The following is a 24,656-nucleotide window of genomic DNA, read 5'->3' as shown; positions in this document are numbered from 1 at the left end:
TCTCATCATACCCAGGGAGTGGCCTTGAGGGGCGATCCAGAGAGTTAAACGCGACGCAGCCGCAGTCGTTGCACCCATTCTTCCCCGAAGCGCAGCCAGTCTGCCATTTTTTCTGGACTCACCCGTTGCTCGTCCCGCCAAACAATAAGCTGCGGCCCGGATCCCTCAGCGCAACAAGGAGGATGCTGCTCCAAGAAGCTAAGAAATCTAGGATGGAAGCGCAGGCGAATCTTGGCCTCATCTTCTCCGCGCAAAAGGTAGCTGCGGGAAAACTTAGGGTGGCCCTCGAAGTTGATATCTTGCATGCCAAAGGCTTTGGCAATGTCATGAAACAGGGGAATATTCGGATGTAGCCGAAAATGAGGTAGCCGTAGATCTTCGCAATAGGCCCAGAAAACAGACTGGCGATGAGTGCTGCGACTCTTGCCGCTACCGCGGGTGTACTTATAGTCAAAGGCACCGATCTCAGTTCCATCGATTAGCCGCTTGGACATTGAGTTGTAGAAACGTCGAGCGTAGCCTCGTTCAAATAGTTCAAAGCCTGCCTGAAGCAAGCGGGAGCGGATCCCTTCGGGTAGCTCCGCTGAAAACGACATGCCCAGGCTCCTGGCCACCTGCTCCAAAGCTTCCCGACGCTTCTTCTCTAGATAGGCGGCAAGCGCCAGAAGGCCGATAACAAAAACCAAGAACAGACCAAAAATAAGCCATTCCATTCCAAACCCTCCCTCCAACCTCTAGACTTCGGCCCCAGAATACCAAAAAAAGGGATCCCTCCAGCAAAGGAAGGGATCCCGTTCAAAAGCCGTGGCCAAGAACTAATGCTTCAAATGAGAACCTCGATCAGGCGTCGAAATAGAGCGCGAACTCGTAGGGGTGAGGCCGCAGGTTGATGGGGTTGATCTCGTTGTCAATCTTGTACTCGATGTAGGTTTCGATGAGATCCTCAGTAAAGACACCTCCCTCCAGTAGGAAGTCGTGATCCTTCTGCAGGTTTTCCAAAGCATCCAGCAGGGATCCGGGCGTGGAGGGGATCTTGGCCAGCTCGTCCGGCTCCAGATCGTAGATATCTTTGTCAAGGGGCTCGCCGGGATGGATCTTGTTCTTGATCCCGTCCAGCCCCGCCATCAACATGGCCGAGAAGGCAATGTAGGGGTTGCAGGTGGCATCGGGGCAGCGGAACTCCAGCCGCTTGGCCTTGGGATTTTTGCCTGTAACTGGAATGCGAATGGCTGCGGAGCGGTTGCCCTGCGAGTAGGCCAAGTTGACCGGCGCCTCAAACCCAGGCACTAGGCGCTTGTAGGAGTTGGTGGTGGGGTTGGTAAAGGCTAGGATGGCTGGGGCATGCTTGAGCAGGCCGCCAATGTAGTAGAGAGCCGTTTCGCTGAGATCGGCGTAGTTGCCTTCTTGGTAAAACAAGGGCTGGCCGTCTTTCCAGAGGGACTGGTGCGTGTGCATGCCGCTGCCGTTGTCATTGAAGAGGGGCTTGGGCATGAACGTCACCGTCTTGCCGTGCTTGCGGGCCACGTTCCGGATCACGTACTTGTAAATCATCATGTAGTCGGCAGCCGTGATTAGATCGGCAAAGCGGTAGCCCAGCTCCCCTTGCCCGCCAGTGGCCACCTCGTGGTGGTGCTTCTCGATAGGCACCCCCAGCTTGGCCATTGTCAACAGCATCTCGGTACGAAGATCCTGGTGGGCATCGGTGGGCGGCACAGGGAAATAGCCCTCTTTGTAGCGCGGCTTGTAGCCCAGGTTGCCCCCTTTTTCCTCCCGGCCCGAGTTCCAGCGGCCCTCGATGGAATCGACAAAGTAGTAGCCGGCGTTTTGGGTCTGGTCAAACCGTACATCTTCAAAGATGAAAAACTCTGCTTCAGGCCCGAAGTAAGCCGTATCGGCAATGCCGGTAGACTGCAGATAGGCCACAGCCCGCGCTGCTAGGCTCCGCGGACAACGGCTGTAGGGCTGGCCGGTGCGCGGTTCAATAATGTTACAGATAAGGCTGAGGGTGGGCACTTGAAAAAACGGGTCGATCCAGGCTGTTTTGGGATCCGGCACCATGTACATGTCCGACTCGTTGATGGATTTCCAGCCTCGGATGCTGGATCCATCAAAAGGCAGCCCTTCGCTAAAAACTTCTTCCGTCAGCATCGAAGAGTGGACGGAGATATGCTGCCAGGTGCCAAAGAGATCCACAAACTTGAGATCCACCATCTGGACATTGTTGTCCTGGATCATCTGGAGCACTTCTTGGGGGGTGGATGCCATCGCTCTCTCCTAACTTGGGTTGCCGTTGAGACTAGGGGTGGGATCCCAGCCGATGATCCCCATGCTTTGACCCAGACAGGCCAAAAGCGCTCACCCATCCTAGAAAGGCCGACACCAGTTTTTTGTATTTTCTGATACGAAACTGGCCTGCCTCCGGCCTTCTCTCCACTAAATGGAACCCCTGCGGTAAGGCTACTTGCAAGGGGAAGAGGCCTAGGCCAACTGGCAAGCTACACCGGTGTTCCTGGACAGGCCAATGCCCTGGCCGAGAGCGAAAATAGGACTGGGAGCCCCAACCTCGCTGAGGTTGCGGAGTCGTGTTAGGCTAAAGCGTAGTCATTATGAGTTTGACTTAGAGAGCTGCAGAAGGGGAGAGAGAGGATGACGGAGCAAAGTCAGGTTGAGAATGTGGTCATTATTGGCTCTGGGCCCGCTGGCTTGACCGCGGCCATCTATGCCGGCCGGGCCAAGCTGAAGCCAGTTGTGTTCGAGGGGTTTCAGATGGGGGGGATCCCGGGTGGGCAACTGATGACCACCACCGAGGTGGAAAACTTTCCGGGCTTTCCCGAGGGCATCAGCGGCCCCCAGCTGATGAAAAACATGCGCGCTCAAGCGCAGCGGTGGGGGGCAAAGCTCTACCCCGAGGATGTTACCTTTGTGGATCTCAGCCAGCGGCCTTTCGTGGTCCGCTCTGATGAGCGAGAAGTGCGCACCCACAGCCTAATCATCGCCACCGGGGCCACGGCCAAGCGCCTACACCTGCCCGGAGAGGAGATCTACTGGAACCGCGGCATGTCCGCCTGTGCTGTCTGCGATGGGGCCATGCCCATGTTCAGGGGGGTGGAGCTGGTGGTCATTGGCGGCGGCGACACCGCCTGCGAGGAAGCTACCTATTTGACCAAGTTTGGATCCCATGTCCACATGCTGGTGCGCAGTGGCAAAATGCGGGCCAGCAAGGCCATGCAAGACCGAGTCCTCAACCACCCCAAGATTACCGTGCACTGGTACACGGAGGCGGTGGAAGTCCTGGGTGACGGCCAGCGCCTGACGGGGGTGAAGGTGCGCAACAACCAGACGGGCGAGATCCGGGAGATGGCAGTAGGGGGGGTATTTTACGCCATCGGCCACAAACCCAACACCGACCTGTTCAAAGGGCAACTGGAACTGGATGAAGTGGGCTATATTGTCACCCGCCCCGGATCGGTAGCCACCAGCGTAGAGGGGGTATTTGCCGCTGGGGATGTGCAGGATCACGAGTTTCGCCAGGCCATCACCGCGGCGGGCAGCGGCTGTATGGCGGCCATGCTGGCGGAGCGCTGGCTCTCGGAACACGGCTTAGCCCAAGAGTATCACGTCGTCCCTCAGAGCCATCCTGAGCCCAGCCCTGCCACGGCTCCTCCCGAGGCGGAGTTGCCCGGGGAAGCTGCGGTGGCGGAGAACGGCCACGAGGATCTGGATTTCAGTAAGACCTGCCATGAAGGGAGCTATGCCCTGCGGCGGCTCTACCACGAAAGCGATCGCCTGCTGATGGTCAAGTACACCGCTCCCACCTGTGCCCCTTGTCATGCCCTCAGGCCGATCTTGAACAAAGTCATCGAAGAGTTTGCCGACAAGCTGCACGTGGTGGAGATCGACATCGAGAAGGATCCGGAGATTGCTGAAGCCGGCGGGGTCACCTGCACGCCGACGGTGCAGTTTTTTAAAAACAAGGAGCTGGTGGCGCAGGTGGTGGGCGTTAAGCCCAAATCCTACTATCGGGAGGTGATCCAGGCCAATTTGTCTGAACCAAAATGAGGGAGTCTAGATCCGGCTAGTCGGCAAAGGCGCTGTGGTAGGCAACCTGCAGGGCTGCTAAAGAAACCGACAACAGGGGATCCCCTTCTGCAGTTGTCAAGAGCAAAGGATCGGCAGGGGATCCCACCTGTCCTAGCAGTTGCCACTGGCCGGGGAGCTGGGACTCTATGTAGGCTTCCCAAGGAGAGCGCTGGGCTGGAGCGACAGAAACGAGGATGCGGCTGGATCCCTCGCCAAACAGGGCCTGATCCCAGCGCAGGGATCCGGGAGCCAGAGAGACGCTGGCGCCGCGGCCCCCGCTGAGGCAGGCTTCCGCCAGAGCCACGGCCAGTCCTCCCTCGCTGCAGTCGTGGGCGGAGCGCACCCACCCCTGCCGGATGCCGTGGCGGCAGGCCCTTTGCACGCGCTTTTCCAGTTCCAGATCCACGGGGGCAGGCCGACCTGTGACCGTGTTGTAGATTGCCGCCAAATACTCGCTGCCGCCCAGACTGGTAACAGCCTGGGCTCCCAAGAGGTAGATGAGATCCCCTTCCTGCTGCCACCCCTGGCCACAGACCAACTTCAAGTCTGGAAGGAGACCGACCATGCCGATAACGGGGGTCGGGTAGATGGCCTGGGATCCCTTCTCGTTGTAGAGGGAAACGTTCCCCCCTGTTACCGGTGTCCCTAGGGCACGGCAGGCCTCCCCAATCCCCCGACAGGCCAGGGCCAACTGCCAGTACACCACGGGGTTTTCCGGGTTGCCGAAGTTGAGGTTGTCGGTTACAGCCAAGGGCTCCGCCCCCACGCAGGAGAGGTTGCGGGCGGCTTCGGCCACCGCGGCTTTGGCCCCCTCGTAGGGATCCAAATATACCCAGCGGCCATTGCCATCGAGGGTGGCAGCAATGGCCTTGCGGGCAGCCTGCAGGGGGGGCACCTCGCCCACGCCAAACTTTTGCGAGCGGATGCGGATAACCGCTGCATCTCCCTGCCCCGGCCAAAGGACAGTGTTGTTTTGCACCTGGTGGTCATATTGGCGATAGATCCAGGCTTTGCTGGCCAGGGTGGGGCGGGCCAAAAGCCGCAGCAGCACCTCTTGCCACGTCAGGGTCGCCTGATCGAGGTGGATCCCTTCGCGACTGCAAGGGGGTAGGGTGGCGGGATCCCACTGCCACGCTGCCTGGACGTACTCCGGTGGCTCTGGCAGCAGCGGGCGGACGTAGACGGGGGTCTCTTCGGCCAAGGCCCGCGCCGGCACTTGCACCACGCAGGATCCGCGGTGCCAGATCTCCACCAGCGGCTCGGCAATGACTTCTCCGGCCACGCTGGCCTGCAGGCCCCAGCGGTGGAAGATCTCCATCACCTCCGCCTCGCGACCTTTTTGCACCACCAGCAGCATCCGCTCCTGGGACTCCGAAAGCAGGTACTCCCAGGCGGCCATGCCGCTTTCCCGCGCCGGCACCCGGTCGAGATCAAAGCGGATCCCTACGCCGCCTTTGGCGGCCATCTCCGCCGTGGAGCAGGTGATCCCGGCCGCTCCCATGTCCTGGGCGGCCACCACGGCTCCCGTGGCAAAGGCCTCCAGGCAGGCCTCGATGAGACATTTGCCCAGAAAGGGATCCCCCACCTGCACCGCCGGCCGATCCTGCTGGGAGTCCTCCTTGAGCTCGGCGCTGGCAAAGCTGGCCCCGCGGATCCCGTCCCGCCCCGTAGGGGCGCCCACGTACAAGACCGGATTCCCCACCCCCCGAGCTGCCGATTTCACCACCGCCGGCGTCTCCAGCAGCCCCAGAGCCATGACGTTGACCAGGGGGTTGCCACTGTAGCAGGGATCCACGGCCACTTCCCCCCCCACCGTGGGCACCCCCACGCAGTTGCCGTAGTGGGCGATCCCCTCCACCACCCTGGCCATGAGGCGGCGGTTGCGGGGATCCGTCAGCGGCCCAAAGCGCAGGGAGTTGAGCAGGGCAATGGGACGGGCGCCCAGGGTAAAGATATCGCGCAGGATGCCTCCCACGCCGGTGGCCGCTCCCTGGAAGGGCTCAACCGCTGAAGGATGGTTGTGGGATTCAATCTTAAAGGCCAGCCAGTCCCCATCCCCCAAATCCACGACGCCGGCATTTTCCCCCGGCCCCACCACCACCCGCTCGCCTGTGGTGGGAAAGTTTTTCAGCAGAGGGCGAGAGTTCTTGTAGCAGCAGTGCTCCGACCACATCACCCCAAACATGGCCAGCTCGGTGGGGTTGGGATCCCGGCCCAGTTGCTGCTGGATCTGGTGATATTCCTGGGGGGAGAGGCCGTGGAGCGTCAGCTCTTCAGGAGTAGGGGGCATAGGCACCAAGGTTAGGTCAACAAAGCCGGCCCCAAAAGGCGGGCCTGGCGTTCTTCCAGTATGCGACGCAGGCGGGGCCACTGCTGCAGCTGTGGGTCTTGGGCAATGAGCTGCTCTGCTGCCTGACGGGCCAACTGCAGCACCTCTTGGTCATCCATGAGGCTGGCCAGAGCAAAATCGGGCAGCCCCGACTGGCGGGTGCCCATCACCTCCCCAGGGCCGCGGAAGCGCAGATCCATCTCGGCAATGAAAAAGCCATCGTGGGACTGCTCCAGGACTTTTAGCCGGCGCAGGGCCTCTTCGCTTTGGGATCCCGTCATTAAAATGCAGTAGGCCTGGTCGGATCCCCGCCCCACCCGCCCCCGCAGTTGGTGGAGCTGGGAGAGGCCAAAGCGCTCGGCATGCTCCACCAGCATCACCGAGGCGTTGGGCACATCCACCCCCACCTCGACCACCGTGGTGGAAACCAAGATATCCAGCTCCCGCCGGCGGAAAGCTTCTATGACGGCGTCCTTCTCGCTGCTAGTTAGGCGCCCGTGCAGCAGGCCCACCCGGAACTGGGGGAAGACCTTCTCCTGCAGACGCTGGTGCTCTTCAATGGCGGACTTGAGATCCAGCTTCTCGGACTCTTCAATCAAAGGCAGCACCACGTAGGCCTGCCGCCCCTGGGCAATCTCCCGCTCCATCAGCCGCACCACCTGCAGGCGATCCCCCGGTCGAGCCACCACCGTGTGCACCGGCTTGCGCCCCGGGGGCAACTCGTCAATTTGGGTAACATCCAGATCCCCGTGCAGGGCCAGGGTAAGGGTGCGGGGGATGGGGGTGGCCGTCATGGTCAGGACATCGGGGTGATCCCCTTTCTGTTGCAGGGCAGCCCGCTGTTCGACGCCAAAGCGGTGCTGCTCGTCGATAACCACCAAGCCCAGGTTGCGAAACTGCACCGCCGGCTGGATGAGGGCATGGGTGCCAACCACTAGGGGCAGCTCCCCGGTCTGCAACTGCCGCAGGATCTCGCGCCGCTTGGCGGGGGGTGTGGAGCCGGTCAAGAGTTCCACAGGCACTTGCAGTTGGCTGAGCCACTCCACCAGCTTGCGGTAGTGCTGCTCGGCCAAGACCTCCGTGGGAGCCATGAGGGCCGTCTGCCAGCCCGACTGGATGGCCGCCAGCAAAGCCGCCACCGCCACCACAGTTTTGCCGGATCCCACATCCCCCTGCAGCAGGCGGTTCATGGGCAAGGGATCCCGCAGATCCGCCAGGATCTCGTCGATGGCCCGCTGCTGGGCAGCGGTCAGCTGGAAGGGCAGGATTTGGTAGAAGCGGTCCAAGAGCTCTCCTCTAGCTGGCTGGTAGCGGGGGACAGCCTGGGCCTGGGCGCGGTAGCGCTGCCGCCGCTGCAAGAGGCTAAGTTGCAGGTAGAAAAACTCGTCGAACACCAGCCGCCGCCGGGCCTGGGCCAGCAGCTCTTGCGTCTTGGGAAAGTGGATCTGCTGCAGGGCAAGGGGCAAGTCCAACAGCTGCAACTGCCGCTTCAGGGGCTCCGGCAAGGGATCCTCCACCAAGGCGGCTGCCGGCAGGGCAAGCTGGACGGCTTTGCGCACCAAATCGGCGGGGATCCCTTCTGAGAGGGGGTAAACGGGTAGGATCTTGCCCAACCTCTCCAGATCCTCGCCCTCTCCCCCCAGCACCTCCAGTTGCGGGTTCTCCAGTGTCAAGCCCAAGCGGCCCTTTTTCACCAGACCGCTGGCCGCCACCACTGCCCCCTTGGGGTATTGCCGCTCCAGGGCCGCCTGCCAACTGCGCTGGGCAAATTGCCGCCCGCTGTAGAAGCGGCTGAGGGTGACTACGCCGCTTTTGTCGGCAAGCTTGAGGTTGAAGATGGTCAGCAAGGGGTTTTTGGGGCTGGTAAAGCAACTGCAGCTTTTCACCGTCCCCACCAGGGTAACCGTCTCCCCCACCTTGGCCTGGCGGATGAGCACGCGGCGGGAATAGTCCAGGTGATCCCGGGGGAAGTAGTAGAGGGCATCGCGCACAGTGTGCAGGCCCAGTTGCGCCAGTTTCTCCGCCGACTTGGGGCCAATGCCCTTGAGAAATTGCAGCGGCTGCTCCAAGCTAAGGCCCTTAGGCAGGGGCAAAGCAGGGCTAGGGGGGGCAGAGTGGGCTTGTTCTTGCTGGCGACGCAGCCGTTCCAGCCAGCGGCGGGTTTCCGCCACCAGGTGCTGCCGCTCCGCCAGCTCTAGCTGGGGGTAGAGGCGATAGCGGGATCCCAGTTCTTTCCACCGCCGTCGCGCTTCCCCATCCAAGATCCAGCCAGCGGGGGGATCCTGGCCAAACACGCTCTGCAAAAATTGGGAGAAGGTCTGCTCTCGCCCCCGCAGGTCGGTAAACCCCACCTCCGCTTCCAGAGAAAGGGCGCGCTGAACCCGCTGTAGATCCACCTGGCTCAAGTTGCTTCTGGGTTGGCTGCCGGTAGTATCCTTTATCCAACTTTAGCCAATGGCAAAGCGTCCTAGGCGCAGCCCCTGAGCCTCAACTCAAAAGGGCCTGCTCTATAGGACAGGCCCCCGGATCCAGAGCAACCTTATTCTTCCAGATGGAAACTAGCTGCGGGCCAGGGCGGATCCCAGCAGCACGGCCATCACTGCTGGCACCAGGGCAATGGCCAGGATGGTGAAAACTTGCGCGTCGGTCATAATCAACTCCTAAAACAAACCCAGTGCTGTAAACCTGCCCCTCACTTTACCCCGGCTGGTGACCAGACCTGGGGCCCAAAAACATTCTTTACAAAGCGGCCTTTGGTTCTGCGCTTAGCCGCTGCGGGATCCCCTGGCCTGTGTTACGATGTTGCTTTGCAACGCTGTTGCGACCGCAGGGTAATTCTGGCCTTTTCTTCTTTGCAACGTTTGCTCTTGGCGTCACCATGGTAGCCGCCCCCCACAGCCTAACCACTCCCCGGGACAACCTGGCCATTTTGGCCGAAACGGATCCCATCGTTTACCGCCTCATCCAGCAAGAGCTTCAGCGCCAGCGGGATCACCTGGAGATGATTGCCAGCGAGAACTTCACCTCGCCGGCCGTCCTGGCGGCGCAGGGCTCGGTGCTTACCAACAAGTATGCGGAGGGGCTACCCGGCAAGCGCTACTACGGCGGCTGCGAATTTATCGACGAGATCGAACAACTGGCCATTGACCGGGCCAAGCAACTGTTTGGGGCAGCCCACGCCAATGTCCAGCCCCACTCCGGCGCCCAGGCCAATTTCGCGGTTTTCTTGGCTCTGCTGCAGCCAGGAGACACGATCATGGGCATGGATCTGGCCCACGGCGGCCACCTCACCCATGGCTCGCCGGTGAATGTCTCCGGCAAGTGGTTCCGCGTGGTGCACTATGGCGTGGATCCGCAGACGGAGCGGATTGATTTTGACCAGGTGCGGGATCTGGCCCTGCAGCACCGGCCTAAGCTGATTATCTGCGGCTACTCCGCCTACCCGCGGACAATTGATTTTGCTGCCTTCCGTGCCATTGCCGACGAGGTGGGGGCCTATCTGATGGCAGACATTGCCCACATCGCCGGCCTGGTGGCCACTGGACACCACCCCAACCCCGTGCCCCTCTGCGATGTGGTAACCACCACCACCCACAAGACGCTGCGGGGGCCGCGCGGGGGGCTGATTCTCACCCGCGACCCGGAATTGGGCAAAAAGCTGGATAAGGCGGTATTCCCCGGCAGCCAAGGGGGGCCTTTGGAGCATGTCATTGCCGGCAAGGCGGTGGCCTTTGGAGAAGCCCTGCAGCCCAGCTTTGCCCAGTACTCCGCCCAGGTCATTGCCAATGCCCAGGCCCTGGCGGCAACGCTGCAGCGGCGGGGCATCCGGCTGGTTTCAGGGGGCACCGACAACCACCTGGTGTTGCTGGATCTGCGCTCGGTCTCGGCAGTGCTGGAGAAAAACGGGGCTGCTGATCCAGTGATGACGGGCAAGCGGGCGGATCGCCTGATGGAAGAGATCCACATTACCGCCAACAAAAACACCATCCCCTTTGACCCGCAGCCGCCCTCTGTGGCCAGCGGCCTGCGCCTGGGATCCCCGGCCTTGACCACCCGCGGTCTGGGTGCGGCAGAATTTGAGGAAATTGGGGAAATTATTGCCGATTGCCTGTTTCAACCGGAGGATCCAGGCGTGCTCGAAGCCTGTCGCCGGCGAGTCGCCGAGCTCTGCCGCCGTTTTCCGCTCTACCCCCACTTGGGATAACCCCCCTCCTCGCTACGGCTTGCCATGCCTTACTTGGTTGCCTTTTTGGCTGCTGCCTGTGTGGTTCTCTGGGCAACCCCGGTGGTGAAGGCGGTTGGAATCCGCAGCGGCCAGTTGGATTTTCCTGACGAGCGCAAGATCCACCGGCAGCCGATGGTGCGCCTAGGGGGGGTCTCTATCTTTTTTGGCAACCTAGTGGCGCTGCTCTTGCTCTGGGGAGCTGGAGCCTTCGCCGGCTTGTCCACCGAGCAGGAGTACGAGATCTGGGGGGTAACCATTGGCGGCGTTTTGTTTTTTTTGATTGGCCTGGCGGATGATCTGTTTCAGTTGTCGCCCTTTTCCCGCCTAGCGATGCAGTTTGGGGTGGCTGCCGCCGCCTGGGGAGTAGGGGTGCGCATTGAGTTCATCAACCTGCCGCGCCTTGGCCTCTGGCCCTTCCCGGTGTGGCTGAGCCTGCTAGTTACCCTGCTATGGCTGGTGGGGATGGCCAACGCCATCAACTTCATGGATGGCCTGGATGGCTTGGCGGCAGGCGTGTCGGGGATCGCAGCAGTCGTGATGCTGATGGTAACGCTGCTGCTGGATCGGCCGGCGGCGGCGATGCTGGCGGCAGCCTTGGCGGGGGCCTGTCTGGGCTTTTTGCGCTACAACTTCAACCCGGCCCAGATCTTCATGGGAGATGGGGGAGCCTACTTTTTGGGCTTTACCCTAGCTGGGATCGGGGTCATTGGGGTGGCCAAGGGGGTGACCACGCTGGCGGTAGCCCTGCCGTTTTTTATCCTAGCCGTGCCGATCCTGGATATGTCTGCCGTCATCCTCAAGCGGCTGGCCAGGGGCAGGTCCCCCTTTCATCCCGACAAGGGCCACTTGCACCATCGCCTGCTCAAAGCCGGCCTGTCGCAGCGGCATTCAGTACTCTTGATCTACGCCATGACCCTCTGGGGGGGATCCCTGGCCTTGGCCTTGGCCGGCCTGCCGGCAGGGGGCACCTACCTGGGCGGCGCCTCGCTGCTGTTGGCGGGAGTAAGCTGGGGGGCCTGGCAACGCCACCGTCAGCGGCAACGGTCTTTGGCTGCTGAAGATACCGAGCTTCAAGCAGCAGATTCAGTGAACTCAAAAAAGGATTAAGCCTGGGTTGTTCCCAGCCGCCCGCCTGCCTAGACTGGAAGGGATCTCCTCTGCCGCCTTGATGATGCGTCCTACACCGGAGCTGGCGGCCCTTTTGCGCCGCACCGCCGATCGCTTGCAGGCCCAGCACTGGGGCTTTTGGGATCGCGAGTACTGCTGGCGGGATAGTACCCGCTGCAATTGCGGCCTGCTGGTGCGAGAAGCCCTGGGCTGGAATCAGCAGCAGCTTAGCCTGCACATCCACCGCGGCACCTGGCGCACCATTGCCCAAACGGCCTACCGCACTGCCAGGGATCCCTGGGAAGCCCAGTGCAAGACCACAGGCCTGCGGCTGGGATACGTGTTTGAAAAAATGGCAGAGCTGGGGTTTGACCGGCCAGAGGACTTTGCCGCCCTGGAAGAGCTCAGCGATCCCGTCATCCGGGCCCGCCTAGCCGCAAAAGGAGTGGAGCCGCTGCGGCAGGACCACGCCCTCCATGTGGCCCTCTACATGCGGGAGCTGGCCGACTGGATTGAGGAGCAACTGCAGGCGCAAGCTCAGCTCAGCCACCTGACTCAACCGCTGCCCAAAGCCAAAGCACCAGAGGTAACCGTCCGTCAGCCGCTGCGCCAGCGGTGAGGTTGCCTACGCCGTTGCCCTGCTATCTGCAGCCCAAGATTAGGGGTGTAGGATCTCAAATAGCTGGGGTGTGGAACCGCGTATCCAGACCTGACTTCCTGCCCACAGGGATCTAGCTGGTTGGGAGTGTGGCCGGCGGATCCCTCAGTTGGATTCTTCCACCATCACCACATGGGTGGGGATCTCAGGGGGCAGGAGCTTGCGGCCTGACAAGAAAGCCAGCTCAATTAGAAAGGCAAACCCTCCCACCTCAGCGCCGCTCTGGGCCACCAACTGAGCGGTGGCGGCAGCAGTGCCCCCGGTGGCGATGACATCATCCACAATCACCACCCGGTCGCCGGGGCGCAGGGCGTGGGCATGGAGTTGCAACTGGTCTTGGCCGTACTCTAGGCTATAGGTTTGGCTAAGCACCGGCGGCGGCAACTTGCCGGGTTTGCGAACCGGGACAAATCCCAACCCCAAATGCTGAGCCAAAGCAGCCCCCAGAATAAACCCCCGCGACTCAATGCCCACCACATAGTCCAGGGATCCCATAGTGGCAGTACCGGCAGCCAACTGTTCAATTGCCGCCCGAAAGCCTGCTGGATCCCGCAGCAGGGGGGTTATGTCGCGAAAGAGGATCCCGGGCTTGGGAAAATCGGGCACTAGGCGAATGAGGGGTCGCAAATCCATGGATTCCCCTGGCTCAGCACTGGCCAGCTCAAAGGCCGCTCCAAGCAACTCATCATAGCCGCTCCAGGTGTCAGCAAATGGGATCCCTTTTGACCGAGCTGGCAGGGCCGGAAAATTTCTATAATTTGGCAAGGCTAGGGGCCGCGGCTTATCTGGTTCTTCTGTTCCTGACTCCGGAGACTTCTCATGCGCTATTACATGGCTATTGACTCCAATCCCTTGGCAAGTTTGCCGCTGGCGCTGTTTGGAGTAGGGAGTGAGTCGGCCTATGTTGACCTGCTCCAGGACAAGCTGATGGTGCGGGTGGGCAACTTGTTCAACGAAACCTTTTCCTTGAGCGAGTTAGGACAAGGGGAGCGCTTCTCCTGGCCCTGGTTCTACGGCCTGGGTGTGCGCACCGACTTCCAGGGGCTGGTGGCCGCGGTAACCAGCACCCAGGGGGTAATTGCCATTCCACTGCTCCAGGAAAAGACCCTCTTCATCCCCTTGCTGGGGCCCCTGGGGCTGCAAGTACCCTGCAAAAAGCTGGTTTTCAGCCTCAAGGATCCGGATACCTTTTTGGCCAACTTCAACCAGGGGCGCCCCAACGGCGGGCCTAAGAATGTGGTTATCGAGTAGCTGGCTATTTGGACGAGGCCAGCCCCCTGGTAACAGGACTGCGCTTGCGGCCCTGGCAGTTGATGGCGCGGCTGGCCGCAGGGGGAGCGCCGGGGGACCTTGTGAAGAGCCCGTCCTGCTTAGGTGAGCAGCGCTGCTCCCCCCTGTCTGCTTCTAGTTGGTTTCCCAACCCCGGCGGTGGAGTCCCCCCAGGCGTAACTTTCCGCCAAGCTGGCGGTAGGTACCCTGTCACCAAAGTTGGCTCTGCGGGGTAGCACCCCCTCCTCAACTCTAAACTAGGGGCAGCCTGGGGCTCCCCCTACCAGGGTTGACACGGCCATCCCGCCAACGCTCGGCCGGTAGCCCTTCTCTAGTCTTGCTCCTCTTCTAGCAGCTCTTCCAGCACCTCGATCCAACGCTCTAGTTCCTCCAACCCTTGCAACACCTCCTCCGGTCTGCTCAAGTCCACCTGGAGCAACTGGGCTGATTCTCCCCAAGTTAAGGATCCGGGCGGGCTAGCTAGCCAATTGAGGTAGCAGGGCAAGAAGGTGCGCGGAGACAGATGATACTGGCGATAGCAGGCCAGGGCCACCAGGCTGGCCAGGCTGGCCTGATGGCTGCTAAAAGGGCGGAGAAACAGCTCCGGCATTCCCACCCAGCGGAACTGGTCTTCCGGCAGCAGCTCCACCGCATCGCCACATAGCTCTTGGCACAGCTTCAGCCACTCTTCGCTGACCCAGTAGGTAGGGCTGGCCTCAGAGGGCGCCAGCAGCGGGGTGTCGCCCCCTGGGATCCCCGAGCGGTAGAGAAGCAGCTCCAGCCGCGCAATCAAGCTCTGGTAAAACACAGCCTGCAGCTGGGCCTCCAGGTGGTAAATCAACAGGGCTTGGGCCAACTGGAGGCTGCTGGAGAGAAAGGTCTCCGGCCCGCTGACGCCATTGCGGAAACGGAGAGGCACCCCCCCTGGTGTGCCTCGCGCCGTCTCAAGCAGGTAGCCTAGCAGCATCTGCTGTAAAAACGCGGTATGCACCCCCACCTCCCAGGAGGGCCGAGTAGCTCCCTGCAACTCCTCTAGCTCCAGCCAAAGTCGGGGCTCCTCAGGCCGGAGCCGCCGGCTGAGGGCTGCAAGGGCTCGCAGTAGGGAGGCAAGGGATTCACCTCCTGGAAGGGGCGTCTCTAGGGGCCAAGGGAAGGAGTCGGTCTCCCCACGGCTTGCTTCCAGTTGGGAGGTAATTTCCGGCAGCCAGGGCTTGGCTTGGGCAGCGCACTCGGGGCAGAACTCCTGCAAAGCAGACCAGACCAGGAAGGTGGCCTCCGCGGCAGTGAGGGGAGGAGCCGCATCTCCCCAAGGGGCATAGAGGTCGCAGGTACGGATGGAACGGCCCAGGGCGCGGCTTTTTAGGCGGTAGTAGCGCTGGAACAGGTCAAAGCGATCGTGGATCCCGTCTAGCAGATGCTCCCAAAAGGTCTGGCCGAGGCCGTGGCGAGCCAGGTACAGATCGGCGGCAGAATCGTAGCCCCGCCACTGGGCCTCCCAGAGGTGGTCGCGGATGAGGATGCTGAGAATAAATCCCCCCAGCTCCGCATGGGCTTCCAGGTGTTGGCCCAACCGCTGGTAGGCCGCCCAGCGGATCTCGGCGCTGGGATGGGTTTGCAGGCTCTGCAGGTGGGTAAGCGTTTCCGCCGACTGGTGTTGCCCCAGGCTCTGGCCAGGGAGGGAGGCGAGGGTGACTTGCCACAACTGCCGCCAGGCCAAGCGTCCAGCCAGGCGCTGCTGGTGGAGCAGGCGCTCCAGAGGCTCCGCCTGTTGATGGCCCCGCTGCTGGAGGAGGCCCCACAAAAACTGGCGAAAGGGGCGCAGCAGCGGCTCGACACAGGCAGCAACCAAAAGATCCAAGCGCTGATCCTTTGACTCAAGTGGCAGCTCGGCTGCAGGTTCGTCGGGGGAAACAGCCGGCAGGGACTGCAGCTCCAGAGGGAAAAACAGCAAGTGGCTCTGCAGGGAGATAGCCCGCTCCAGGTCCCTCCAGTTGGGGACTGCCCCTGTCCAGCCGGAGTCAGCTGGGATCCCTTCCCTGTCCCCGGCGAGGTGGGCCGCCAGAGCTTGCGTCAGCTGCGCCAAGACCTGCAGCGCCTTCCCCAGCTCTGGTGGGCTGAGCTGGGCCACTTGCCCCCGGTAGCGCCGGGCAAACTGCTGCACCTGCTCCTCCAGATCATTCCAGCTTGGGGCACCCTCTTGCCCAGAGCTGGCGAAACGCTCAAAAGGGGGTTCAGCCGTAGGAAAGACCACCAGCACCAGCCTCCTAGAGATGGGGGCATCCCCTCTTTGGCTTGTCAGCTAAGCCAACCCAGCAGCAGCTGAGGATTAGGCCTGCACAAGCCAATGTACTTCCTCCAGGATAGGTGTCGGGAGACAATCATTCGTGGAAAAGCTTTCCAGAGGAGGCGACGCTTTTGTTTGCCCAGGTCACTGCTGCTGCTCTACTGGGACTCAAGGCCGTGCGGGTCACGGTGGAGGTGGACGTTGGCGGTGGCTTGCCGCAGATTACCCTGGTGGGGCTGCCCGACACAGCCGTTCAAGAGGCCAAAGAGCGGGTACGGGCAGCCATCAAGAACTCCGGCTTTGCCCTGCCGCAGCGGCGGATCATCGTCAACTTGGCCCCCGCTGATCTGCGCAAAGAGGGCCCCAGCTTTGATCTGCCCATTGCCATCGGCATTCTGGCAGCCGCAGGGGTAATTGAGCGGGAAGCGCTGGCCAACACCCTGATGCTGGGGGAATTGGCCCTGGATGGCACCCTGCGCCCCGTGGCAGGCGTTTTGCCCATTGCCGCCAGTGCCGCCGAGATGGGGATCCGCCGCCTGGTGGTGCCCCAGGAGAATGCTCCGGAAGGAGCCCTGGTGCAAGGGATGCAGGTGTATGGGTTGCCCTCTTTGGCGGCAGTGGTGGGCTGGCTGCAAAGCCCGCAGGGAGTTGAGCCAGTGCGGATCCAGCCGGAGCAGCTGCTAGCAACTGAAACGGAACCCCTACTGGATTTGGCCGACGTGAAGGGGCAGGAACACGCCCGGCGGGCTCTGGAGATTGCGGCGGCCGGCGGGCACAACCTGCTGCTGGTGGGTAGCCCGGGAGCGGGCAAAACCATGCTGGCGCGGCGTCTGCCCGGCATTTTGCCCCGGCTGCAGTGGGAAGAGATGTTGGAAATTACCCGCATCTACTCGGCAGCGGGCCTGCTGCGGCAAAACCTGCACCTGGGACGCCAGACTCCCCTGATTACGCAGCGGCCCTTTCGGGCTCCCCACCACTCGGCCTCGGCGGTGGCGCTGGTGGGTGGTGGCCCCTACCCCAAGCCTGGTGAGATCTCCCTTGCTCACCACGGTGTCCTGTACTTGGACGAACTGACGGAATTCCGCCGCGAGGTCTTGGAGGTGCTGCGCCAGCCTTTGGAAGACGGCAAGGTTACCATCTCCCGCGCCCGCGTTTCTTTAGAGTTTCCCGCCCAAACCACCCTGGTGGCCTCCACCAACCCCTGTCCCTGCGGCTTCTACGGGGATCCCGTCCAGCCCTGCACCTGTACGCCGCAGCAGCGGGAGCGCTACTGGTCCAAGCTCTCCGGCCCGCTGCTGGATCGCATTGATTTGCAGGTGCGGGTCAACCGCCTCAAGCCGGAAGAGATTGTCCGCCTCCAGGGGGGCGAACCCTCCCAAGCGGTGCGGCAGCGGGTGGAACGGGCGCGGCAACGCCAACGGCAGCGCTTCCAGGACGAACCCGGGATCCACTGCAACGCCCAAATGCAACCCCGCCACCTGCGGCAGTGGTGTGTTCTGTCGGATCCCTGCCGTAAGCTCCTAGAGAGTGCCATCCAAAAGCTGGGCCTGTCTGCGCGGGGGAGCGACCGCATCCTCAAGGTGGCCCGCACCATTGCTGACCTGGAGGGCGCCGAGGCCATCGCCCCCACCCACCTTGCCGAGGCGATTCAGTATCGCAGCCTGGATCGCGGGCGGCCCTGAGGCCCAAGCGCTCCGCGCCGGCCCTCACCCCCAGCCCCTCTCTCTGAGGGAGAGGGGAGTGTGTTAAGGGATTGGCTTGCCTTAAGCCAAGGGGAGCGAGGCAGGGGCGGGAGAGATCTGCCCCTGGTGCACGTGAAGGATTTGTGCCCCCTTGAGCCAAGCGGTGTCAAAGGATCCCAGCTGGGTGGTGGTAACCAGAGTTTGCACCCGCTCTTGAATGGCCCCTAAGAGCTGATTTTGGCGGTGCAGATCCAGCTCCGCCAGGACATCATCCAGCAGCAAGAGGGGCGGATCCCCCTTCACCTGCTCAATTAGCTCCAGCTCCGCCAGTTTGAGGGCCAAGACCAAGGTGCGCTGCTGCCCCTGGGAGGCGTAGGTACGGGCGGCAAGGCCATCGATACCCAGTTCCACCTCATCCCGGTGAGGGCCGACCAGGGAAGTACCCAGGGCCTGTTCGGCAGCAGCCTTGGCGCGGATCTCCGCCAAGAATTGGGCCTGAACCGCAGCGGAATCGGCCTGGGGATTCGGCAGGGGCACCTGGGGGCGGTAGGTGAGGCTGAGGGTCTCCCGCTCGCCGCTGATGGTTTGGTGCCAGCGGGCGGCCAGGGGTTCTAGCCGCTGCAACAGCCGGGCGCGACGGCGCATGATGCGGCTGCCAAGGGTGGCTAGCTGGGCGTCCCAGAAGGCCATCTGGGAAGCTCTGTCGCCAGTGGCCCCGCGCAGCGAGGGGCCAGGATCCTTGGGATCCTGCTTCAAGAGAGCATTGCGCTGCTTAAGGATCTGGCGATACTGCTCCAGCAGGTCGGAGTAAAGGGGCTCTAGCTGGAGCAACACCCCGTCTAGCCAATGGCGTCGCGCCTCTGGCCCCCCCCGTACCAGCTCCAGATCCAGGCTGGAGAAGACCACGGCGTTCACCTGCCCCAAAAAGTCAGATTGTCGCCGTAGCACTTGGCCGTTAACCCTCAGGGATCGTCCCCCCTGGCTGCGCAGCTCCATCACCAGCTCGTGGGCCACCCCCAGCCGCTCCACGGTGGCAGCAATCCGCCCCTTCTCTTCCCCCTGCTGCACCAGCTCCCGATCCCGACCAGCCCGCCGCGAGCGCAAGGTGGCCAAAAGCTCCACTGCCTCCAAAAGGTTCGTCTTGCCCTGGGCGTTCTCCCCCACCAGGATGGTCTTGGGCGCCTCGAAGGGGATCCCCTGATCCCGGTAGTTGCGAAAGTGCCACAGGTGCAGAAAACGCAAGTACACAGAGGAGTAGCCTGTAGCCCCGCACTCAAGTGCGGGGCGGAAAAGCCCGCCAGCAACTTTAGTTGCCCTCCCCTCCCATGGTATAACGGTCAGCAAAGCTTAGCGTTCCCTTCGCGCCAGCGGGCCGGAGTACTACGGCAAAAGACCCGAGCTGTGCATAGCATGGGAGCGTTGCTCAGCAAAGTAAGCAGTTGCTAAGGGACGGGGTGGGGGCGTCTTGACGATGCCTTTACGAGGCTGTTGGGGGACGGCATCAGAATCCCCAACCTTAGTCGGGGAGGGTCAAGGGGTGCGTTGTGGCTCGGGAGCACGGCCCTTGCCAAGGAGGGCTTTCCCCCTAACCCGGGTGGCCTGGGAACAGGAGCACCTCGCCAGAGCAAGAAAGAGGCCACTCTAGAAACAGGTCAGGTCGGAAATCCCTGTTGGCGCAGGGCTTCGAAGAGGGCGATGGCCACCGCATTGCTGAGGTTAAGGCTGCGCACCGGCCCACTCAAGGGGATGCGCACACTGGGATAGGTTTCCAAGAACACGGGATCCAAGCCCCGGCTTTCGCTGCCAAACACCAGCCAGTCTCCTGGCTGGTAGGCCACTTCGGTATAGAGGGCCTTGCCGCGCACGCTAAAACACCAAAATCTTGCCTCGGGGTGGGCTTGCACCAGGGCCTCCCAAGAGGGGTAGCGATAGAGCTGGACGTACTGCCAGTAGTCGAGCGCCGCCCGCTTGAGATAGCGATCCGAAAGGCGAAACCCCAAGGGCTCCACGAGGTGGAGGGGTGTACGGGTAGCTGCACAGGTGCGGGCGATGTTACCTGTGTTGGCCGGGATCTCCGGAGCTACCAAGACCACGTGGAAAGGCATAAGCCCATCTCACTTGCCACCAAAGCCGCGGCTAGTGCCTCCTTTTTTGCCCCCACCTTTGTCTGGCTTGCGGCTGGACTGCGACCGCCCTCGCCATTGGGGGCCAGCTGCCGGCAGTGGGCCCCGTCCGCCCAGCATGCCTGGGAAGCCGCCCATGCTCATGGAGCGCATCATGTCGCGCATGCGCTGGAAATCGCTCACCAGGCGGCTGACATCCTCCAGCTTGTGGCCAGAGCCCAGGGCCACCCGCCGCTTGCGGCTGACGCTGCGGGCCAAGAGGTCAGGGTTGCGGCGCTCTTCGGGAGTCATGGAATTGATCATGGCCTCGGCCCGCGCCAGTTGCTCTTGGCCTTTCTGCAGTTGCTCGTCGCTAATCCTGCTCATTCCCGGCATCAGCCGCAGCAAGCTGGCCAGGGATCCCATGCGCTTGATGAGGCGCATTTGCTTGAGAAAATCGTTGAAATCAAATTGGGCGGTCATCATCTTTTCCGCCATGGCGGCGGCATCTCCCAGGTCGATTTCCTCCTGGGCTTTTTCCACCAAGCTGAGGATATCCCCCATGCCCAAGATGCGCGAGGCCATGCGATCCGGATAAAAGGGATCCAAGGCCTCCACCTTTTCGCCGACACCGATAAACTTGATGGGTTGGCCGGAAACCTGGCGAATGGACAGGGCTGCCCCGCCGCGGGTATCTCCATCCAGCTTGGTGAGGATGGCGCCGGTGATGCCCAGCCGCTCGTGGAAGGCGCGGGTGAGGTTGGCGGCTTCCTGCCCAATCATGGCGTCCACCACCAGTAGGATCTCGTGGGGCTGCACCGCCGCCTTGATCCGCTCCAGCTCGGCCATCATCTCCAGGTCGATTTGCAGGCGACCGGCGGTATCCAAAATAACGTAGTCGTAGCCCTGTTCCTGCGCAGCTACCACTCCCTGGCGGGCAATCTCGACGGGATCCCTCTTGCCTAGGTCGAAGACCGGGATCTGAATCTGCTGGCCTAGGGTTTTAAGCTGCTCGATGGCGGCTGGCCGGTAGATGTCGCCCGCCACCAGGAGTGGCTTTTTGCCTTGCTTGCGCAAATACAAAGCCAGCTTGGCGCAGGTGGTGGTTTTGCCAGATCCCTGCAAGCCAACCATGAGCACAATGGTGGGGGGTTGCTCTGACTGGGCAAGGGGCACATTGGCCTCCCCCATCACCTTCACCAGCTCGTCGTAGACAATCTTGATGAACTGCTGATCCGGTGTTACCCCCGGGATGACCTCAGCGCCCAGAGCTGTCTGTCGCACATCCTCAATAAACTGCTTCACCACCTGCAAGTTGACATCGGCCTCCAGTAAGGCGCGCCGTACCTCCCGCAGGGCTTCTTGGATGTTGGTTTCGGTGATCCTGTCCTGGCCGCGTAGCTTTCTCCAGGCCAGTTCCAACTTTTCGGCGAGGACCTCAAACATGGGTGCGGTTACCCCGTCAAGGGCTGCTAGGGCATTTCCTACCATAGTCCAGTTAGGGCAGCTGCAGCTTGGGGATCTCTGCTACAGCCGCTCCCCTGGCCCTGGTGACTTTACAAAAGTATGAACTACCCCACCGCCTTACCCAGGTGGGGTTTCCCCACCTGGGCAAGGCTTTTGTCTCTTCCTCTGCCCCAGTGGCTTCAGGGATCCCGTGCCCCGAGTCCCTGGTTGCAAAGCGTGGCGCTAGCCATGGTAGAGCTAAGGCATCCAAGACTCACGCGGCGGGTTCCCAGCCCCGGTTGTCACCGTCCCCCTGCCCCTTTCTATCGCAAAACCCCAGGCAGAGCAGACAGGGTAGCGATTCCTCAAGTTCGCCCCCTCCTTGGGGACTGCACCGCACTAAGGACTTCCGTCCCGCTGACGCGAACGGACAGCGCTGGGAGACCAGACCGCCCTTCTGCTCCATTTTGGAGGTCAGCCTCTGGTTGAGGGTTGCAAACCCCACTGACAAGATGTCCCCCTGACGTGAGCAGTCCAGCCTTGCGCTTCTTCTTGGTTACCCCGCTTGCATTAGCGGGATGGACTCCTCTAAGCAAGGCAAGCGTTGTACAGGTAGCAGTGCAAACGGCGAGCAGACAACAAGGCCCGCTCTTGGGTTTTGTTAGGGTACAGCCGAAAGGTCTGCCGCCTGGTTACCCGTCCAGAACTAAGTCGAGCCTGGAGTATTTCTAACCTTGGTTCGAGTGTTGAGACAACCGTTCAGCAAAGCTATTGAGGAAGGGCCAAGCTCTGGCACGATTCCAACTTGGGGCGGTGCACCTCTAGATACCTCCAGAACTAACCAGGGGGTGCTCTCCATCCCCACCCGGGTGGGGAAGTCCGCACGTCTAGTGAAGTTAAGTAACAATAGAAGGCGTTGCTTGCCGATTTCCCATGGTCAGTGTCGCCTCCCCTTCCTATAGCCTTGCCGACTGGCGGTTGGGCTACCGCTCTCTGCGCCAGGAGTACACCTACTGGGTAACAGAGATCGAGGGGCAGATCCCTCCAAGACTTCAGGGAACCCTGTTTCGCAACGGACCAGGCAAGCTGGAAGCAGGATCCCAGCGCTACGGCCATCCCTTCGATGGCGACGGCATGGTCTGTGCCATCACCTTGGTGGATGGGCGGGTGCATTTCCGCAACCGGTTTGTGCGCACGCCGGAGTTTGAGGCGGAGGAGAAAGCTGGTCGAGTTCTCTACCGCGGCGTGTTTGGTACCCAGAAGCCAGGGGGCTGGTGGGCCAATTTTCTCGACTTGCGCTTCAAAAATCCTGCCAATACTAACGTCATCTACCACGGCGGCAAGCTGCTCGCCCTTTGGGAAGCCAGAGCCCCCTACCGCTTGAACCCGGCCAGCTTGGCTACCGAGGGGATTGAAACCTTTAGCGGTGCCCTTGCTCCCCATCAGCCGTTTACAGCCCATCCCCGCCGCAATCCAGAAACAGGAGATCTCCTAGCCTTTGGGGTGCAGACGGGCCCCTCTTCTACGCTGCTGTTTTACCGCATTGATGCCCAAGGGCGGCTGGTGGAAAAGTGGGACTACCGCTTGCCAGGTTTTGCCTTTTTGCACGACTTTGTCTGGACCCCCCGCCACTGGATCTTTTTCCAAAATCCTGTGACCTTCAACCCCTTGCCCTACATGCTGGGTCTGCAGCCAGCTGGCACCTGTCTGACCCTTAAGAAAGAAAAACCCACCCTTATCTGGCTATTTCCCCCCAAGGGAGAACCGCTGCAACTGGAAACGGAGCCGGGGTTTGTCTTTCACTTTGTCAACGGCTACGAGGTGGGGGAGAAGGTTCTGGTCGATGCCGTCCTCTACGAGACCTACCCTGCCCTGGCGCCAGGAGCTGACTACCTACAGATTGACTTTGCCCAGGTGCCGGCGGGCAAGCTGTGGCGGTTTGAGCTGGATCCCAAAGAGGGCAAAGTCAAGCGGGAGCTGCTTCTGGATCGCTCGGTGGAGTTTCCCGCTATCCATCCGGCTCGTATTGGCCAACCCCACCGCTACATCTACGTTGGGGCTACCCATGCTCCCGGCCCCAATGCACCCCTGCAGGCCATTCTCAAGCTGGATACGGCAACAGGTTGCAGCGAGCAATACAGTTTTGCCCCCCGCGGCTTTGTTGGAGAGCCGGTGTTCATCCCCGATCCGGAAAACTCTGCGGAAGAAGCCGGCTGGATTGCAACTGTGGTCTTTGATGCAGCCAGCCAGCGCTCGCAGGTGGTAATCCTAGAAGCTGCTCATCTGGCAGCCGGCCCAGTGGCGCGGATCCCCTTACGGCACCACCTTCCCTATGGCCTTCACGGCAGTTTTACCCCTTGCCTTTGGGCAGATCCAGACAGGGGATAGAGCAACCTGTCCGCGCCAGCAGGCAAGAGGCTATGATGTACTTGCCAGACCGGAAAGCAGGATTCTCCACTGGCGGGAGGCCGTCAAATGTCGGCTTTGAAACCTCCCCCTCATAACCCAGTCCGGGTGCCGAGCCAAAGGACTCCTTGCGAGCAGAGCTAGCGGTTGGCGTTGGCAAGCTGTCGGTCTCAAAGGGTGGGGTAGCCCCTGCCTTTTCCAAGTCGGGTGTTGCTGCCACTTCGGGAGGAAAAACAACGGTGATAAGAAAGCGTCCTTGCCTAGAGCCCATCCCTCCCCCAGGGGAAGTGATGCAGTATCGGGCCATTGGCCTCATTGAGGGTCGGTACATTCCCTCGCCCGAGCGCTTGACGCGGGGGGTTTTGCGCACCTTAGATGGTCTGGACATCAATGCTGTCCTCCTAGGGCGGATGATAAGCCTGGTGCGCAAGCACCTAAAGCCGGAGCGCAACTATCTGTGGGTGGTCTATCCCCGCACCCGCGACAAAGGCCAAAATCTCCATGTCCAGTTGATGGGAGTCTGGGCCCCAGAGGAAATGGGGCAAACCCTCCCCGAGGGATCCTGCCCGACAGTGGTGCCGGACTGGTTTTCCATTCGGGGCGAAGTTGTCTTTCAATCCCAAGAGAGGGGCTTTATCATCGTTAAAATTCGCCGCTCCTCTTCCGTTCCTCCTTTGCCATTTGCCAGCTCCAGTCAACAGCCAGTCGCCAGTCAAGGGGCGCAGCAGAAGGAAGGCTCTGCCGCACTGGCATTACCCCAAGCTTTTAAGTTACGCCTCCTCGGATCCCTGCCAGGCAAAGGAGTAGGTATCTTCTGGGATCTGCAGGTGCGCCGCCGCGGCTCTCAGCTCTACATAGAGTCGGCAACTCCCATCGGTCCTGTGCCCAAAGAGCGGCCACAGCTACAGCCAAAACGTTCAACTTCTCCTTCTAAACTCAAGAAGAAACCTCCCAGGGCCTCAGGGCGTGGGCAACAGCCATTCCCCAATCGACCTAGCCTGCCGCCGGATCCTGCTAGGGCAGCCAAGCCCTCTAAGCCAACTAAGAAGAAGCGTCCATAGCCTTCCT

18 protein-coding genes are annotated in these 24,656 nt (G+C 61.5%); 8 read left to right on the top strand and 10 right to left on the bottom strand.

All coding sequences use genetic code 11. The annotated features are described in order from the left end of the window. Positions 1 to 44: 44 nt before the first annotated feature. Positions 45 to 713 (bottom strand): hypothetical protein, encoded by a 669-nt coding sequence (locus NW822_RS01795; RefSeq protein ID WP_414403314.1) that lies wholly within the window; start codon positions 711 to 713, stop codon positions 45 to 47. 127 nt (positions 714 to 840) lie between these two features. Continuing rightward, positions 841 to 2,265, bottom strand: a complete 1,425-nt coding sequence (gene glnA / locus NW822_RS01790; RefSeq protein WP_414361996.1) for a type I glutamate--ammonia ligase — start codon at positions 2,263 to 2,265, stop codon at positions 841 to 843. A gap of 381 nt (positions 2,266 to 2,646) precedes the next feature. On the opposite strand from glnA, the gene trxB reads away from it, so the two are divergent. Continuing rightward, entirely contained in the window at positions 2,647 to 4,059 is a 1,413-nt protein-coding gene (gene trxB / locus NW822_RS01785; protein ID WP_414403313.1) for a thioredoxin-disulfide reductase, read from the top strand. A gap of 16 nt (positions 4,060 to 4,075) precedes the next feature. On the opposite strand, the gene purL is transcribed toward trxB, so the two are convergent. From purL to psaM, 3 genes are all read right to left on the bottom strand, one after another. Further along, the gene (purL, locus tag NW822_RS01780) at positions 4,076 to 6,370 is read right to left on the bottom strand and encodes a phosphoribosylformylglycinamidine synthase subunit PurL (protein WP_414403312.1); all 2,295 of its coding nucleotides are present in this window, start codon (positions 6,368 to 6,370) and stop codon (positions 4,076 to 4,078) included. A gap of 11 nt (positions 6,371 to 6,381) precedes the next feature. Then, positions 6,382 to 8,805 (bottom strand): ATP-dependent DNA helicase RecG, encoded by a 2,424-nt coding sequence (gene recG, locus NW822_RS01775; RefSeq protein WP_414403311.1) that lies wholly within the window; start codon positions 8,803 to 8,805, stop codon positions 6,382 to 6,384. A gap of 162 nt (positions 8,806 to 8,967) precedes the next feature. Further along, positions 8,968 to 9,060, bottom strand: coding sequence for a photosystem I reaction center subunit XII (gene psaM, locus NW822_RS01770; RefSeq protein ID WP_414332959.1), 93 nt, complete (start codon positions 9,058 to 9,060; stop codon positions 8,968 to 8,970). A 227-nt stretch (positions 9,061 to 9,287) separates the two neighbouring features. Here psaM and glyA point away from each other — a divergent pair, with 227 nt between their 5' ends. The 3 genes from glyA to NW822_RS01755 all read left to right on the top strand — a co-directional run bounded on the left by glyA (position 9,288) and on the right by NW822_RS01755 (position 12,360). Further along, a complete protein-coding gene (gene glyA / locus NW822_RS01765) occupies positions 9,288 to 10,613 on the top strand; it encodes a serine hydroxymethyltransferase (protein WP_414362001.1) in 1,326 nt (441 codons plus the stop codon). Between the two features lie 24 nt (positions 10,614 to 10,637). Next, positions 10,638 to 11,741, top strand: a complete 1,104-nt coding sequence (locus NW822_RS01760) for a glycosyltransferase family 4 protein (RefSeq protein WP_414362003.1) — start codon at positions 10,638 to 10,640, stop codon at positions 11,739 to 11,741. Between the two features lie 61 nt (positions 11,742 to 11,802). Next, positions 11,803 to 12,360, top strand: a complete 558-nt coding sequence (locus tag NW822_RS01755) for a hypothetical protein (protein ID WP_414403310.1) — start codon at positions 11,803 to 11,805, stop codon at positions 12,358 to 12,360. A 144-nt stretch (positions 12,361 to 12,504) separates the two neighbouring features. Here the strand turns inward: NW822_RS01755 and NW822_RS01750 are convergent, their stop codons facing one another. Beyond that, entirely contained in the window at positions 12,505 to 13,032 is a 528-nt protein-coding gene (locus NW822_RS01750; RefSeq protein WP_414403309.1) for an adenine phosphoribosyltransferase, read from the bottom strand. Between the two features lie 186 nt (positions 13,033 to 13,218). On the opposite strand from NW822_RS01750, the gene NW822_RS01745 reads away from it, so the two are divergent. Next, positions 13,219 to 13,650, top strand: a complete 432-nt coding sequence (locus tag NW822_RS01745; RefSeq protein WP_414362008.1) for a hypothetical protein — start codon at positions 13,219 to 13,221, stop codon at positions 13,648 to 13,650. A gap of 349 nt (positions 13,651 to 13,999) precedes the next feature. Here the strand turns inward: NW822_RS01745 and NW822_RS01740 are convergent, their stop codons facing one another. Next, complete coding sequence (locus tag NW822_RS01740; RefSeq protein WP_414403308.1) at positions 14,000 to 15,919, bottom strand: peptidase M3; 1,920 nt, start codon at positions 15,917 to 15,919, stop codon at positions 14,000 to 14,002. A gap of 164 nt (positions 15,920 to 16,083) precedes the next feature. On the opposite strand from NW822_RS01740, the gene NW822_RS01735 reads away from it, so the two are divergent. Then, on the top strand, positions 16,084 to 17,634 hold the full coding sequence (locus NW822_RS01735; RefSeq protein ID WP_414403369.1) for a YifB family Mg chelatase-like AAA ATPase: 1,551 nt from the start codon (positions 16,084 to 16,086) through the stop codon (positions 17,632 to 17,634). A gap of 81 nt (positions 17,635 to 17,715) precedes the next feature. On the opposite strand, the gene recF is transcribed toward NW822_RS01735, so the two are convergent. From recF to ffh, 3 genes are all read right to left on the bottom strand, one after another. Beyond that, a complete protein-coding gene (recF, locus tag NW822_RS01730; protein ID WP_414403307.1) occupies positions 17,716 to 18,882 on the bottom strand; it encodes a DNA replication/repair protein RecF in 1,167 nt (388 codons plus the stop codon). Between the two features lie 404 nt (positions 18,883 to 19,286). Further along, positions 19,287 to 19,739: a tRNA (cytidine(34)-2'-O)-methyltransferase gene (locus NW822_RS01725; RefSeq protein ID WP_414362013.1), complete on the bottom strand. Its 453-nt coding sequence runs from the start codon at positions 19,737 to 19,739 to the stop codon at positions 19,287 to 19,289. A 9-nt stretch (positions 19,740 to 19,748) separates the two neighbouring features. Continuing rightward, positions 19,749 to 21,182, bottom strand: a complete 1,434-nt coding sequence (ffh, locus tag NW822_RS01720) for a signal recognition particle protein (RefSeq protein ID WP_414403306.1) — start codon at positions 21,180 to 21,182, stop codon at positions 19,749 to 19,751. Positions 21,183 to 22,115: 933 nt separating this feature from the next. Here ffh and NW822_RS01715 point away from each other — a divergent pair. Both NW822_RS01715 and NW822_RS01710 read left to right on the top strand, forming a co-directional pair. Then, positions 22,116 to 23,570 carry a carotenoid oxygenase family protein gene (locus tag NW822_RS01715; protein ID WP_414403305.1) on the top strand — a complete coding sequence of 485 codons (1,455 nt, stop codon included), beginning with the start codon at positions 22,116 to 22,118 and terminating at the stop codon, positions 23,568 to 23,570. 257 nt (positions 23,571 to 23,827) lie between these two features. Continuing rightward, complete coding sequence (locus NW822_RS01710; protein WP_414403304.1) at positions 23,828 to 24,649, top strand: hypothetical protein; 822 nt, start codon at positions 23,828 to 23,830, stop codon at positions 24,647 to 24,649. The last annotated feature ends 7 nt before the right edge of the window (positions 24,650 to 24,656 follow it).

Source organism: Synechococcus sp. H70.2 (assembly GCF_047462275.1).
Lineage (GTDB): Bacteria > Cyanobacteriota > Cyanobacteriia > Thermostichales > Thermostichaceae > Thermostichus.
This window is presented reverse-complemented; position numbering and strand designations above follow the sequence as displayed.

Coding starts and splice junctions, on each gene's coding strand:
- NW822_RS01795 (WP_414403314.1), bottom strand. CDS start 713: ATGGAATGGCTTATTTTTGGTCTGTTCTTGGTTTTTGTTATCGGCCTT.
- glnA (WP_414361996.1), bottom strand. CDS start 2,265: ATGGCATCCACCCCCCAAGAAGTGCTCCAGATGATCCAGGACAACAAT.
- trxB (WP_414403313.1), top strand. CDS start 2,647: ATGACGGAGCAAAGTCAGGTTGAGAATGTGGTCATTATTGGCTCTGGG.
- purL (WP_414403312.1), bottom strand. CDS start 6,370: ATGCCCCCTACTCCTGAAGAGCTGACGCTCCACGGCCTCTCCCCCCAG.
- psaM (WP_414332959.1), bottom strand. CDS start 9,060: ATGACCGACGCGCAAGTTTTCACCATCCTGGCCATTGCCCTGGTGCCA.
- glyA (WP_414362001.1), top strand. CDS start 9,288: ATGGTAGCCGCCCCCCACAGCCTAACCACTCCCCGGGACAACCTGGCC.
- NW822_RS01760 (WP_414362003.1), top strand. CDS start 10,638: ATGCCTTACTTGGTTGCCTTTTTGGCTGCTGCCTGTGTGGTTCTCTGG.
- NW822_RS01755 (WP_414403310.1), top strand. CDS start 11,803: ATGATGCGTCCTACACCGGAGCTGGCGGCCCTTTTGCGCCGCACCGCC.
- NW822_RS01750 (WP_414403309.1), bottom strand. CDS start 13,032: ATGGATTTGCGACCCCTCATTCGCCTAGTGCCCGATTTTCCCAAGCCC.
- NW822_RS01745 (WP_414362008.1), top strand. CDS start 13,219: ATGCGCTATTACATGGCTATTGACTCCAATCCCTTGGCAAGTTTGCCG.
- NW822_RS01725 (WP_414362013.1), bottom strand. CDS start 19,739: ATGCCTTTCCACGTGGTCTTGGTAGCTCCGGAGATCCCGGCCAACACA.
- ffh (WP_414403306.1), bottom strand. CDS start 21,182: ATGTTTGAGGTCCTCGCCGAAAAGTTGGAACTGGCCTGGAGAAAGCTA.
- NW822_RS01715 (WP_414403305.1), top strand. CDS start 22,116: ATGGTCAGTGTCGCCTCCCCTTCCTATAGCCTTGCCGACTGGCGGTTG.